Consider the following 12,500-nt stretch of genomic DNA (forward strand, 5'->3'; position numbering starts at 1 on the left):
TATTGAATTGGAAAAGCTCAAGCGGGGCCAGGAGCAGCTCCGCTGGATTCTGGCCTGGCCCTTAGAAATAAGTGACAATGCTGCGACAGAAAGGCCTCTGACAACGCGCGGCCTATCATAGCCAAGAATCGTTCCTACCTTAAGGCTTTCGGTGCAAATGAAACGAACCGCATTCTTCATCTCGGACGGCACCGGTATCACCGCCGAAACCCTGGGCCAAAGCCTTCTGGCACAGTTCGAGAACATCAGCTTCGTCAAACTGACGAGACCGTACATCGATACCGAAGAAAAAGCGCGCGCCATGGTACAGCAAATCAATAATGCTGCCGAGTCGGACGGGGCCCGCCCGATCATCTTCGATACCATCGTGAACCGCGACATCCGGGCGGTCCTGGCGCAATCCAACGGTTTCATGATCGATATCTTCGCCACCTTTCTTTCGCCTCTGGAACAGGAGCTTTCGGCCGACTCGTCCTATTCGGTCGGCAAGTCCCACTCCATCGGCCACAACTCCAACTACATGGATCGCATCGAGGCGGTGAACTTCGCCCTCGACAACGACGACGGCGCCCGCACCCACTACTACGACAAGGCCGACCTGATCCTGGTCGGAGTCTCGCGCTGCGGCAAGACGCCCACCTGCCTGTACATGGCCCTGCAGTATGGCATCCGCGCCGCCAACTACCCGTTGACGGAAGAGGACATGGAGCGCCTGCAACTGCCGAACGCCCTCAAGCAGTACAAGCACAAGCTGTTCGGCCTGACCATCGACCCCGACCGCCTCACCGCGATCCGCAACGAACGCAAGCCCAACAGTCGCTACGCCAGCTTCGCCCAGTGCGAATTCGAGGTACGCGAGGTCGAAAGCCTGTTCCGCCGCGAAAACATCGCCTACATCAACTCCACGCATTTCTCGGTGGAGGAGATTTCCGCAAAGATCCTCGTCGAAAAAGGCGTGGAACGGCGCTTCAAATAACCGCTCCGGGGCCAGCGGCTCGGCACCGCCAAGGTCCCTTGCCCGCTTCCGGTAACGCTTCGAGCCCCTGGATGGAATTTCGTTTCATCCCAGGGGCAAAACCCCGACCAAGTGGTATAAGCGGCTGTCGCTGCCGAAAAACCGCGTGATAGAATGCGGCCCGCATGCGCCTGGCGGGGCGCCCGGCATGCCCGGCCTGCCGAGCGCAGGTCGATGACGCAGGGTTTTCCGTCACGGACTGGACAGCGATCGCAAGATCGACCCGCCGAACGCGACACCAACCAGGACTTATGAAACTCAAGCCCTTAGCTCCCCTGCTCTGCCTATTCATCGCCGTACCAGGCCTGAGCGTAGCCGCCGAAAAGACGGTCTACGGCCTGAACGAATACGCGCGCATCAACGACCCGGACATCCAGCTGGCCGCCAAGCTCGACACCGGCGCCAAGACCGCCTCCCTCAGCGCCCGCGACATCAAGCGTTTCAAGCGCGACGGCGAAACCTGGGTGCGCTTCTACCTGGCCACCGACAACGCCGACGACACCCCGATCGAGAAGCCCCTGGCGCGGATCAGCAAGATCAAGCGCCGCCACGGCGACTTCAACCCCGACGAGGGCAAGGCCTATACCGCCCGTCCGGTGATCGAGCTGCAGGTCTGCATGGGCAAGGCGATTCGCACCATCGAAGTGAACCTGACCGACCGAAGTGCATTCCAATACCCGCTTTTGATCGGCTCGGAGGCCTTGAAGAAATTCGACGCACTGGTCGATCCGAGCTTGAAATACTCGGCCGGGAAACCCGGCTGCAAACCTGATGCAAAACCTGCTGAGTAAACGACATGCGCTCTCTCAACCTGCATCTGAAAGTCCTGATCGCCATCCTGCTGACCCTGGGTGTGGCGATCACCGCCTATCAGATTTTCGTCCAGGGTATTCCCGTTACCGAAGCCGAAACCGATGACCTCTGGAACATCGATGCCAAGGTCGACTTCGTCGCCACGCCGAAAACCCCGGTCAAGGTGCAGATGTTCGTTCCGCCGTTGAGCCAGGACTACGTCAGCCTCAACGAAAGCTTCGTCTCCAACAATTACGGCGTCAGCATCAATCGCGCCGACGGCAATCGCAAGGTGACCTGGTCCGCCCGCCGCGCCAACGGCAAGCAGACCCTGTACTACCGCCTGGTGCTGACCAAGCGCTACACCGGCGAGAAGACCAAGGAGAAAGGCCCGATCTTCCGCGACAGCCTGCCCCTGGAAGGCCCGGAGAAGATCGCCGCAGAAGCCCTGCTGGCCCCCATTCGCCAGCACTCGGCCGACGTCGAGACCTTCGTCAGCGAAGCCATCAAGCGCGCCAACAACGGCAACGACGACAACGTCAAGCTGCTGATGGCCGGCGACACCAGCCTGGAAAAGAAAGCGCATATCGTCGAAACCCTGCTGTCCATCGCCCACGTGCCGATGGAGCGGGTCCATACCATCCGCCTGGTCGCCGACCTGCAACAGAGCCCGGAACTGTGGCTGCGCAGCTTCAACGGCGAGAACTGGCTGTATTTCAACGTGGTCACCGGCGAACAGGGCCTGCCCTCCGATCGCCTGATCTGGTGGCTTGGCGATGAGCCGCTGATGACCATCGACGGCGGCAAGAAGGCCCAGGTCAGCTTCAGCCTGAACAGCAGCGAGATGAACGCCATCCGCCTGGCCAAGCTGTCCGACGAGAACACCGAGGCGGCCTTCCTCGAGTACTCCCTGTACGGCCTGCCGCTGTCCACCCAGCAGACCTTCCAGATCATGATCATGATCCCGATCGGCGTGCTGGTGATCCTGATCCTGCGCAACCTGATCGGCCTGCAGACCCTTGGCACCTTCACCCCGGTGCTGATCGCCCTGGCCTTCCGCGAGACCGGCCTGCAATGGGGTATCGCCCTGTTCACCGTGATCACCGCCCTGGGCCTGTCGCTGCGCTCCTATCTCGAGCACCTGAAGCTGCAGATGCTGCCGCGCCTCTCGGTGGTGCTGACCTTCGTGGTGGTGATGATCGCGGTGATCAGCCTGTTCAGCCACAAGCTCGGCTTCGAGAGCGGCCTGTCGATCGCCCTGTTCCCGATGGTGATCCTGACCATGACCATCGAACGCCTGTCGATCACCTGGGAAGAGCGCGGCGGCGGCCATGCGATGAAGGTGGCCATCGGCACCCTGTTCGCGGCATCGCTGGCGCACATCCTCATGCGCATCCCGGAACTGGTGTACTTCATCTTCACCTTCCCGGCCGTGCTGCTGATCCTGGTCGCCTTCATGCTCGCCATGGGCCGCTACCGCGGCTACCGCCTGACCGAGCTGTTCCGCTTCAAGGCCCTGCTCAAGGACTGAACCATGTCGATCTGGAAGACCTGGAAAGACCTGACCGCGAAAGGCGTGATGGGCATCAACCGACGCAATGCCGATTACGTCCTGAAGTACAACAAGCGGCACCTGTATCCGGTGGTGGACGACAAGATCATCACCAAGGAACGCGCGCTCGAGGCCGGCATCCACGTGCCGGAGATGTACGGCATCATCGAGACCGAGAAAGGCATCGACAAGCTCAACGAGATCATCGGCGAGCACAACGATTTCGTCATCAAGCCGGCGCAGGGCGCCGGCGGCGACGGCATCATGGTGATCGCCGACCGCTTCGAGGGCCGCTACAAGACCGTGTCGGGGAAGATCGTCAGCCACGAGGAGATCGAGCACCACATCTCGAGCATCCTCTCCGGCCTCTACTCCCTCGGCGGTCATCGCGACCGCGTACTGATCGAGTACCGGGTGACCCCCGACCAGATCTTCAAGAGCATCAGCTACGAAGGTGTGCCGGACATCCGCATCATCGTGCTGATGGGCTACCCGGTGATGGCCATGTTGCGCCTGCCGACCCGGCAGTCGGGCGGCAAGGCCAACCTGCACCAGGGCGCCATCGGCGTGGGCGTCGACCTGGCCACCGGCGTCACCCTGCGCGGCACCTGGCTGAACAACAAGATCGCCAAGCACCCGGACACCACCAACGCGGTGGACGGTGTGCAACTGCCGAACTGGGACGGCTTCATGAAGCTGGCGGCCGGTTGCTACGAGTTGTCGGGCCTCGGCTACATCGGCGTGGACATGGTTCTCGACCAGGAGAAAGGCCCGCTGATCCTAGAACTCAACGCCCGCCCGGGCCTGAACATCCAGATCGCCAACGACAGCGGCCTGGTGCACCGCTGCCACGCCGTCGAGGCGCGACTGGAAGAACTCAAGGCGAAAGGCATCGAAGAGTCCGCGGAAGAGCGCGTACGCTTCTCCCAGCAGCTGTTCGGCCACGTCCAGCAGCACCAGGGCTGACGTGCTTCCGGTATGAAGAAGCCCGGCTCCGGCCGGGCTTTTTCATGTCTCGGATTTCAACGCACCACGGCCAGCTCGAAGCCGCCCTGCCGGGCGTGCTCATGCACCTGCATACCCGCCTCGTTCACCGCCAGGCCCTGTAGCGGACGCTTGAACGGCTTGTTGTCGAGGGTTTGCAGCGAGCGGTCCTCGTCGGTGGTCAGCAGCAGCACGTAGCGCTCGCCGCGATTGGCTCGCACCGGCACCGTACCCTCGATGAAAGCGTAGCGATACCAGGTTTCCGGGTTCAGCTTGTACACCGCGTCGCTGACCAGCCGGGTCGGACGCTTCTGCTCGTCGAGGAACAGCAGCGACGGGTAGACCACCTGGCGGTTGGCGAAACTGCGGATGCGCAGGCCGTAGACCCCCTGGGAGCGCGGCAGCCGGATCGCCGCGTAGAAGCTCCTGCCCATGGGAAAGTCGAAGCTCGGCGAGAAGCGGTTCAACTCCTCGTAGCGCGGTTCGTCGGCATCCAGTTCGGTGAAGTCGCTCTCGGCGATCTGCTCGCAGCAGCGCCGTTGCAGGTCCTGGTAGAGATCGTCGATGGTCATCTCGGTGCCCTTGAGCAAAGCCTTCAGCGCATCGCTCTGCTGGCCGGCGCCATCCAGCCCGGGCAACGCCGTCGGACGTTGCTTGAACTCGATCTGCCGGCCCTCGGTGAAGGCGATCTGCGACGAAGGCGCGGCCTCCCGCTTGAAGCGCGCCGCGCGCTCCTCGGGCGGGATCTGCGAGTTGTGCATGCGGCCCTTCTCGTCCACCCAGGTGTAGTAGGGACTGCCGTTCTCGCTGCGAACGAAACCCTTGCCCTCGAAGGCCTCGGCATCGATGTATTCGGCAGAGTGCTCGCCGTTGGGCAGGACGTAGTCGGCGCGCTGGCCGGCGACCTGGGCGCCGGCATAGAAGCTGTTCTGCACGTTGCCGTTGGCATCGATCCAGGTGTAGTAGCGACGCTTGCTCTCCCCTCCGCTGCTGTTCCCCGGCCACTGCGTGGCGTTGTCCGCCTTGTTCAGCACCCGCGCCTGGTCGCTCTGGCCGATGCGCTGCCGCGCCTGGCGCTGCTGGCGGTCGAACTGGCCGTCGACGAAGGTGTTGTGCACCCCGCCATTGTCGTCCACCCAGGTCAGGTAGCGCCCGCCGGAGGCCCAGCCCGGCGAAGATGCCGGCAGCGCCAGGGAGAAGACGCAAAGTACGATGGATGCGCGCATCATGCTCCAGCCCTCAGAAGGTCGTACGGTAGGTCATGGCGAAAATATAGGCCTTCACCGTGGTGTCCACGTCCAGTCCCGCGTAGGGGTTGTACACCAGGTTGTCGAGCCCGGTGCAGTTCAGGTTGCAGCTGGTATCGGCCTTGACGCTCTGCTTGGTGACGAAGTAGTTGAAACCGACATCGATCACCGTGTCCTTGTCCCACTGGTAGCCCAGCCCCAGGCCGTAGAGATTGGCATCGCCGATCGGCACCAGGATGTCCGCCTGGCCCTTGGGGATCGCCGAAGGCCGGTATTCGTAGCCGGCGCGTAGCTGCAAACGGTCGTTGACGTCGTACTGCACGCCCATGGCCCAGCTCCAGGTATCGCGGTAGCCGCGGTCGAGGGTGATGCTGTGGCTGGTGGCGTCCTTCGAGTCGAGGTACTTGGCGATGCGCAGCAGGTCAAGCTCGCGGTCGAACTCGATCTTGAACTCGTTCCAGTCGCTGTAGCCGTTCCATTTCAGGTCGAAGTTGAATTGCCACTTCTTGAACGGGCGCAGCTTCACACCGGTGGAGAAGGCATCCGGGTAGACCATGTTCATCGTGGCGTTGCCATGCTCTTCGTCGACGTTCCCGTAGGGGAACATCTGGCCGAGGATCGCACCGCCGAGCGACTTGTGCACCCCGGTCCAGAAACCCTGCCAGCCCTGGCCGTAGTCGACCCGGTACTTGCCCTTGAGCTTCATCCGCGACTCGCTCTGGTAGGTCGCGCCCCAGGCGAACCAGTCGGTGGGCTCCCAGAGCACGCCGAGGTTGAAGCTGGGCGAAAGCGACTGTTGCATGTCCAGGTCGATATTGGCCAGGTTCTGGAACGGACCGATATTGCCGCCGCAGACGTTGAAGAACACCTCGAGGATCTCCTGCATTCCCGGCAGGCAACCGATCTCCTTGGTCTGCTGCAACAGCCCGAGCAACTGGTTCGGCGCCCGGAAATCCTCGTTCAACGCTACTGCCTGGTGGGAGAAACCCACAGACAGGCCGACCGACAGCTCGTCGTTGACCTGGTAGGCCAGGGTCGGCGAGAAGTAGGTGAGCCGCTGCAACGACACCTCGCGTCCCTGGTAGCGCGCCGGATCGCTATCGGAATCGCGGCTGTAGCCCAGCGCTTGCGGGGTGTAGACGTTGGTGGCGAAGGTGAACTTGGAGCCCGGCGGGTTGATCGAGATCCCGGCCAGCGGCGCCACCAGCAACGGCACGTCGGTCATGCCGCCGAGACCGGGCAGGTACATGGTCGGGGTCAGGGTCCGGCTGTCGCTGTTGGCGACCGGGTCGTCGCGCAGGCCGAAGGTGCCTTCGCCGTAGTTCGGCGGCGCCTTGAAGCCGGCGCGGATGTCCATCACCCCGGTGAGCAGCTTCACGGTCGCCTGGCGGCCCTTCATCCTGGTCAGCGCCGCCGGGTTGTAGTGCACCGAATCGATGCCGGTCTCGTCGGCGGTCACGGCGTTGCCGAGGGCCATGGCTTTCGGGTTGCCGATGGTCAGGTCGTTGGCCATCTGCGCGCCGGCCGGCGGAATCCAGGCCAGGCACACCCCTGCCAACGCCAGCCAGAGCGGCGCAATGCGCATCTTCATAACAGGCCTCGCTCGCGGGTTACTGGGCCTTCAGCCCTTTGATATCGAGGGGTACGGATAACCCCAGCAGTACATCCGGCGAGTCTTCCGTGAGGCCGAAACCGGCGTTGACGTTGACGATGTAGTCCGGTGACGTCCGCAAGCCGAGCGAGAAGTTCATGATGCTACTGGTCTGTTCGGACGACTCGAACGTACCGGCAGTGGTGTGGTAGCGGTTCTTCAGCGTGTAGGCCATCTGGTACGAGGTCGCCAGCGAGACGTCGTAGGACAGCGCGTAGGCCATGCCCATGTTGAAGTTGATCGTGTTGCCGGGCGAGACCTTCTCCAGCTGGGAGTTGTCGGCCAGGGTCTGGTGCACGTCGTCCACCGGCAGGTTCCAGGTGTAGCCGAGCGAGCCGTAGAGGACCACCGGGTCGATCACATAGGACATGTTCGCGCCGAAGCCCAGGCTGTAGTAGCCGTTGCCGGTGGAGATGTCCTTGTCCAGGTTGGTCTTGTAGGGACTGTCGCCGGTCGGCAGGCCGATGGTGGTATACAGCGTGGTGACCGGCCGCCCGCGCACCGCCGCCCAGGGCTGCCAGCGCAAGGTCGCGGAAACGTCGCCGAGGCTGTAGGCGTGGGTATCCATCTCGGTGTCGTACTTGGCTATCAGCGGCAGGCGGAAACTGAAGGTGAGGTTGTCCCAGATCCCGTAGTCGAAGGTGAAGGAGTTGGTGAAGGTGTGCTGGGACTGGCTCTGCCGGCCGGCGAGGCCGTAGATCTGCGTGCCGCCGCTGGTCTTGGTCAGCGGCACCAGGGTCAGCCGCTGGTCGCGCACCAGCGCGTAGTCGAAACCGTAGGTCAGGGTCCGCTCGCCCTTCTTCAGCAAGGTGTAGCTCTTCTCGGCGGCCTGGAAGACTTCCTCCAGCGCCTTGGCGCTGTCGGCATCGTCATTCTTCTTGGCCAGCGCGTCACGGGCCTGGTCGACCGAGGCTTCCTCGGCAACGGACAAACCGCTGATAGACAGCATCAGCGCCGCCGCGCATGTGTACCCCCTGATTCTCATGGCGCTATCCCCAGAGATTGTTCTTGTTTTTGGGTATCTGCTACTTGGTGCGCAGGTGTATGACGTCGCCACCAGTGCCCAGCTCACGGACCTGGTTTTCAGTGATCTTGTTGATCTGCGGAAACTCGCGGAACGCCAGCAGGCTGACGGTGCGGTCGTCCACCAGGCGCATGTCGCGATCGTTCAGCGCCAGCGCGTTGCGGGGCTCCTGCCCACTCGGGAAGATCACGAACAGGACGTTCTGGTCCCAGATTTCCTCGAAGCGCGTCCGGGTGAAGCTGATGTTGCCCAAGGCCGGATCGGCGACGAAGACGTGATCGTTGTAGACATCGCGCACCACCACGAAATGCTTGAAGCCGGCATAGTGGATGGGGACCAGCGCCGGATGCTCGAGAGCGTCCAGGTCGCTGAACTCGGCGCGAAAACCACCGCTCTTGTAGCCCAGCGCAGCGGCGTAGCGCTTCATGTCGAGCAGCGAGAAACCGCGGCGCTGCACGATCTTATCGGCCTCGCCATAGCGCAGCAGCCCTTCCATGACCTGGCGTTCCTCGAGGTTGCGCCCGAGGTAGTAGTCCAGCAGCGTGGTAAGCGCCGCCGAGCCGCAGCTGTAGTCATAGGCCTGGCGGATGACGTTGCGGAACTGCAACTGGCTCATCGGCTCCAGCTGCACCGATTCGCGGTAGGGTCCATTGGGGGTCAGAGGCTGGCTGAGGTTGACCGTGCCCTGCGGTTGCGGCTTGGTATCGACCGTCTGGGTGAACCCGAACAGCCCGATCAGACTTCCCAGCAAAATCTCGAACATCGCCCCGTCGTACCTCTTTCGGAGAAAGACCCCGCCGATGCCTCGGCGAGGTCTTCGCGTCTCGACTCGGTTCCTGGATCAGTGACCCCAGACCTTGATGGTGGAACCGGCCATGTTCAGCCCGGAGACGGTCAGCGAGCCGATGCTGGCGGCGCTGGTGTCGCCCACCTTGATGGCGCCAACGGTCACGTCGCCGGTGATGGCCGGCAGGCCGATGGCCAGTTGCTGGGTCGACTTGCCGCCGATATCGGTGGTGACGACGTCGATGGTCAGCGGCTTGGTATCGTCGATGGTCAGCGCCGGCAGGCTGATGTTCTCCAGCCGCAGGGAGCCGCCGTTGGTGTCGGTATCGGTGTAGGTCACGGCCCCGACGGAGCCCTGGAAAGTACCGGAAATGCTGATGCCTGCCTGGCCGGTCACGTCGGACAGCGCGCCATCGTCCATGGCTTTCAGGTCGGCATGCGCCAGCAAGGGAGCAGCCAGAACAGCAGTTGCAAGGAACAGGTGCTTTTTCATTGTTATTTCTCCAGTGTTCAGGTGTGGTTTGCCCCAGGGCACTGCCGTTTGCATCCTGTCCCCGGCAGATCGACCGGCATCTCGCCGGTCTCCAGGTCCGGTACTGCTTCCCTAGGCGTCCCGGACATGGATTCGGTAGAGCCTCATGCTCTCTCGTCCTGGATTCCAAGCTACTGGGCCACCCCTTCCGCCGCCAGCCCATCCAAGGGATGGAGCGATGGCGGCTGCCGCTCACGCCTCGCTCAGCAGTCCCAGGCTTTTACCCTTTAGTACGGCTTGCGTTCTGCTCTTCACACCCAGCTTGGCGAACAGGTTGTGCAGGTGCCACTTGATGGTGGCTTCCGACAGGTGCACCGCCTGCGCGATATCGCGGTTCGACAAGCCCGCCGCCACCAGCCGCAGGATTTCCCGTTCGCGATGGCTAACATCCTGATTTTCATCGAAACTTTCCGGGTCCACGGAGAGCTTCCGGCACTGCTCGCGGAGCAGGTCGGCCAGCCCCTGCCAGGCCGCGGCACGCTTGGGCTCCGCTTCCCTCCAGCTTTCCCACATCGGCAACAGCCACAACGCGTCGTCCTGGAACAGCCGGCGGTAGCCGAGATTCCAGGCTTCCTCGAGCGTGGCGAGGAACAGGCCGATGGCTTTTTCGCTGTTACCTTTCTGCCAATACGCCACAGAAAGTAACAAGGACAAACGCAGCCGCCGATCCCTCTGGTAAGCGGAAGAGTAGCCGGCCAGACAGCTTTCCAGCTTGCTCTGCGCGCGTTCCGCGTGACGCTCGGACAATGCCAGCCGAGCCTCCGCCAGGACCAGGGCGGTCTGTGCGTCGGCATGCCGCTCGCCGGAGAGCCCGGCAAGATGCCGCTCCAGTTGCAGGCAGACCCGTTCGGCTTCGTTCGGACGGCGCAGCCACAGCAGGAACTGCACCTTGCAGCTCATGGCGTGAGCATAGACACGCTCGTAGCCGGGCGAGAGCAGACCGCTCAGCCATTCGTCGAGTTGCGCCAGCCCCTGCTCGGCGGCGCCGGAGAAGAAGCGAGCCTTGGCCATGACCAACTGGCCGCGACTGAGCAGTTCCACCGGCGTCGCGACATCCCGCCAGACCGTCGCCAGCGGTAGTTCGGCGAGCACGCCGGCATGCCGGTCCTGCTCGTAGAGCAGGTCGGCATAGGCCAGCGACAAGGGTCCGCCGACCCGGCTGCGCCGGCCGAATACCTGCTCGACCCGGTTGCGCGCCGACTCGGCTATCGCCCTGCCCCGCTCCAGGTCGCCACTCTCCTTGCAGATCAGGGATTCGATCAGGCTGGTCACCACCTGCAGGTACTCGCTGTCGGCGACTTTCAGGTCCTCCCGCGCGGAACCGATGGCGCCGGCGGCCTCGGCGTAGTCGCCGAGCAGCGCATGCGCCGAAGCCTGCACGCAGAGCAGGCTGGCGCGGAACACCGGCTGGTTGCTCGGGACCATGGACAGCCAGTGACGGGCGACCTTCAGGCAGGCTTCGAGCTTGTCCTGGTAGAGCAACACCAGGGCCTTGAGCACCTGGGCGGCGGCGAGCAACTCGCCGAGCCCGAAGTGCATGACCTTGCCGCGCCCCTGCAAGAGGCGGTGGCTGACCTCCTCGATCAACGCCTCGGCCTCGGCGAAGCGTTGCTCGAACGCCAGTTGCCAGGCGTAGAAGATCTGGAACACCGGATGCTCGCGGATCACCTCGGCGGGAATGCCGTTGAGCATGCCGAGGATGCCGTACACCCGGTTACCGGCGATCAGGCGCGCGCCCTGGCGCTCCAGCAACTCGGCGGCGAACAGGTAGTCGCGGGCGCGAAGGGCGTACTTGATCGCCCGGTCGGCCAGGTCGCGCCCCTCGCACCAGCGCGCCGCCGCATGCAGCAACGGGGTCGGATCGGCATGCCGGGACAGCCGCCCCTGGAGGAACTCGGCGAACAGATGGTGGTAGCGGAACCATTCGCGCTGGTCGTCCAGGGCGATGACGAACAACTGCTCGTTCTGCAGGCGCATGAGCATGTCCAGGCCGTCGCGACGCCCGGTCAGCGCATTGCACAGTTCCGCATTGAACTCATCGAGCACCGAGGTCTGGTCGAGGAACAGCTGCAGGTCGGCGGGCAGGCTGGCCAGCACGTCTTCCGCCAGGTAGTCGGCGATGTTCCGTTCGGTCCCGGAGAGCCCGCGGAGGAAACCTTCCCGGTCGGTATTGCGACTGAGGGCCAGGGCCGCCAGGTGCAACGCCGTGATCCAGCCTTCGGTGCGCTTGAACAGCAGCTTCAGCTCGCGTTCGCCCAGCTCCAGCCCCTTGAGGTCGAGGAGAAACGCATCGCTCTCCTCGCGCGATAGCCGCAGGTCTTCCGCGCTCAGGCAGAAGGTCCAGGGCTTGAGGGTCGGCTCGTCGACCAGGAAGCGCGGGCGGAAGCGGGTCGAGGCCACCACCCGCACGTGATCGGGCAGGTTCTCGATCAGGTAGCGAACCCCATGCGGCAAGGCGGCGTGGCGGATGCGGTGGAAATCGTCGAGGAACAGGTACAAGGGGCCTTCCAGGCGACGCAAGTCGGCGAGGAAGGCATCCAGGATACCCTCCAGCGGCACCGCGACGTCGGTGCCGAGCAGATTGGCGGTATTGCCGCCGAATGCCGGGACCACTCGCTGGATGCTCGCCAGCAGGTACTGGATCAGACGCTGCGGTTCGCTGTCGGTCTCGTCGCAGGACAACCATGCCACCGCCGCGCCCTGCTCCAGCAGGCGCAGGCGCAACTGGCAGAGGATGGTGCTCTTGCCGAAGCCGGCCGGCGCGCTGAGCACCATCGCGCGTCGCCCGCGGGCCTCGTACAGGCGGTCGATCAGCGCCTGGCGGGGCAGCAGCGGCAGCCCTCCGGCGCCTGGCGGGAACAGCTTGGTCTGCAACAGCGGAATGGTGCTGGCGGGAACACCGTCGCGATGGCCCATG

General features: G+C 63.6%; 10 protein-coding genes. 4 read left to right on the forward strand and 6 right to left on the reverse strand.

The annotated features are described in order from the left end of the window. Window positions 1-157 precede the first annotated feature (157 nt). The 4 genes from ppsR to AC1RB9_RS16730 all read left to right on the forward strand — a co-directional run bounded on the left by ppsR (window position 158) and on the right by AC1RB9_RS16730 (window position 4,325). Window positions 158-976, forward strand: a complete 819-nt coding sequence (gene ppsR / locus AC1RB9_RS16715; RefSeq protein WP_003087813.1) for a posphoenolpyruvate synthetase regulatory kinase/phosphorylase PpsR — start codon at window positions 158-160, stop codon at window positions 974-976. A gap of 290 nt (window positions 977-1,266) precedes the next feature. Further along, entirely contained in the window at window positions 1,267-1,806 is a 540-nt protein-coding gene (gene rloA, locus AC1RB9_RS16720) for a retropepsin-like aspartic peptidase RloA (protein ID WP_003087811.1), read from the forward strand. 5 nt (window positions 1,807-1,811) lie between these two features. Then, window positions 1,812-3,338: an osmotic stress tolerance membrane protein RloB gene (gene rloB / locus AC1RB9_RS16725; RefSeq protein WP_003087809.1), complete on the forward strand. Its 1,527-nt coding sequence runs from the start codon at window positions 1,812-1,814 to the stop codon at window positions 3,336-3,338. Window positions 3,339-3,341: 3 nt separating this feature from the next. Next, a complete protein-coding gene (locus AC1RB9_RS16730; RefSeq protein WP_003087807.1) occupies window positions 3,342-4,325 on the forward strand; it encodes an alpha-L-glutamate ligase-like protein in 984 nt (327 codons plus the stop codon). A 56-nt stretch (window positions 4,326-4,381) separates the two neighbouring features. On the opposite strand, the gene AC1RB9_RS16735 is transcribed toward AC1RB9_RS16730, so the two are convergent. The 6 genes from AC1RB9_RS16735 to AC1RB9_RS16760 all read right to left on the reverse strand — a co-directional run bounded on the left by AC1RB9_RS16735 (window position 4,382) and on the right by AC1RB9_RS16760 (window position 12,499). Beyond that, window positions 4,382-5,569 (reverse strand): MalM family protein, encoded by a 1,188-nt coding sequence (locus tag AC1RB9_RS16735; protein ID WP_003450056.1) that lies wholly within the window; start codon window positions 5,567-5,569, stop codon window positions 4,382-4,384. Window positions 5,570-5,582: 13 nt separating this feature from the next. Continuing rightward, on the reverse strand, window positions 5,583-7,181 hold the full coding sequence (locus AC1RB9_RS16740) for an outer membrane protein transport protein (RefSeq protein ID WP_003450055.1): 1,599 nt from the start codon (window positions 7,179-7,181) through the stop codon (window positions 5,583-5,585). Between the two features lie 19 nt (window positions 7,182-7,200). Next, window positions 7,201-8,226, reverse strand: coding sequence for a transporter (locus AC1RB9_RS16745; protein WP_028681458.1), 1,026 nt, complete (start codon window positions 8,224-8,226; stop codon window positions 7,201-7,203). Between the two features lie 40 nt (window positions 8,227-8,266). Further along, window positions 8,267-9,028, reverse strand: a complete 762-nt coding sequence (locus AC1RB9_RS16750) for a C39 family peptidase (RefSeq protein ID WP_003098072.1) — start codon at window positions 9,026-9,028, stop codon at window positions 8,267-8,269. 78 nt (window positions 9,029-9,106) lie between these two features. Next, window positions 9,107-9,544, reverse strand: a complete 438-nt coding sequence (locus AC1RB9_RS16755) for a DUF6160 family protein (RefSeq protein ID WP_003098074.1) — start codon at window positions 9,542-9,544, stop codon at window positions 9,107-9,109. Window positions 9,545-9,775: 231 nt separating this feature from the next. Then, on the reverse strand, window positions 9,776-12,499 hold the full coding sequence (locus AC1RB9_RS16760; RefSeq protein WP_003087788.1) for a winged helix-turn-helix domain-containing protein: 2,724 nt from the start codon (window positions 12,497-12,499) through the stop codon (window positions 9,776-9,778). Window position 12,500: the final 1 nt, after the last annotated feature.

The organism is Pseudomonas sp. 20-5, assembly GCF_056782835.1.

Excerpts from the sequence above, each read along its gene's own strand:
- ppsR (WP_003087813.1), top strand. The coding sequence starts at position 158 with ATGAAACGAACCGCATTCTTCATCTCGGACGGCACCGGTATCACCGCC.
- rloA (WP_003087811.1), top strand. The coding sequence starts at position 1,267 with ATGAAACTCAAGCCCTTAGCTCCCCTGCTCTGCCTATTCATCGCCGTA.
- rloB (WP_003087809.1), top strand. The coding sequence starts at position 1,812 with ATGCGCTCTCTCAACCTGCATCTGAAAGTCCTGATCGCCATCCTGCTG.
- AC1RB9_RS16730 (WP_003087807.1), top strand. The coding sequence starts at position 3,342 with ATGTCGATCTGGAAGACCTGGAAAGACCTGACCGCGAAAGGCGTGATG.
- AC1RB9_RS16735 (WP_003450056.1), bottom strand. The coding sequence starts at position 5,569 with ATGCGCGCATCCATCGTACTTTGCGTCTTCTCCCTGGCGCTGCCGGCA.
- AC1RB9_RS16740 (WP_003450055.1), bottom strand. The coding sequence starts at position 7,181 with ATGAAGATGCGCATTGCGCCGCTCTGGCTGGCGTTGGCAGGGGTGTGC.
- AC1RB9_RS16745 (WP_028681458.1), bottom strand. The coding sequence starts at position 8,226 with ATGAGAATCAGGGGGTACACATGCGCGGCGGCGCTGATGCTGTCTATC.
- AC1RB9_RS16750 (WP_003098072.1), bottom strand. The coding sequence starts at position 9,028 with ATGTTCGAGATTTTGCTGGGAAGTCTGATCGGGCTGTTCGGGTTCACC.
- AC1RB9_RS16755 (WP_003098074.1), bottom strand. The coding sequence starts at position 9,544 with ATGAAAAAGCACCTGTTCCTTGCAACTGCTGTTCTGGCTGCTCCCTTG.
- AC1RB9_RS16760 (WP_003087788.1), bottom strand. The coding sequence starts at position 12,499 with ATGGGCCATCGCGACGGTGTTCCCGCCAGCACCATTCCGCTGTTGCAG.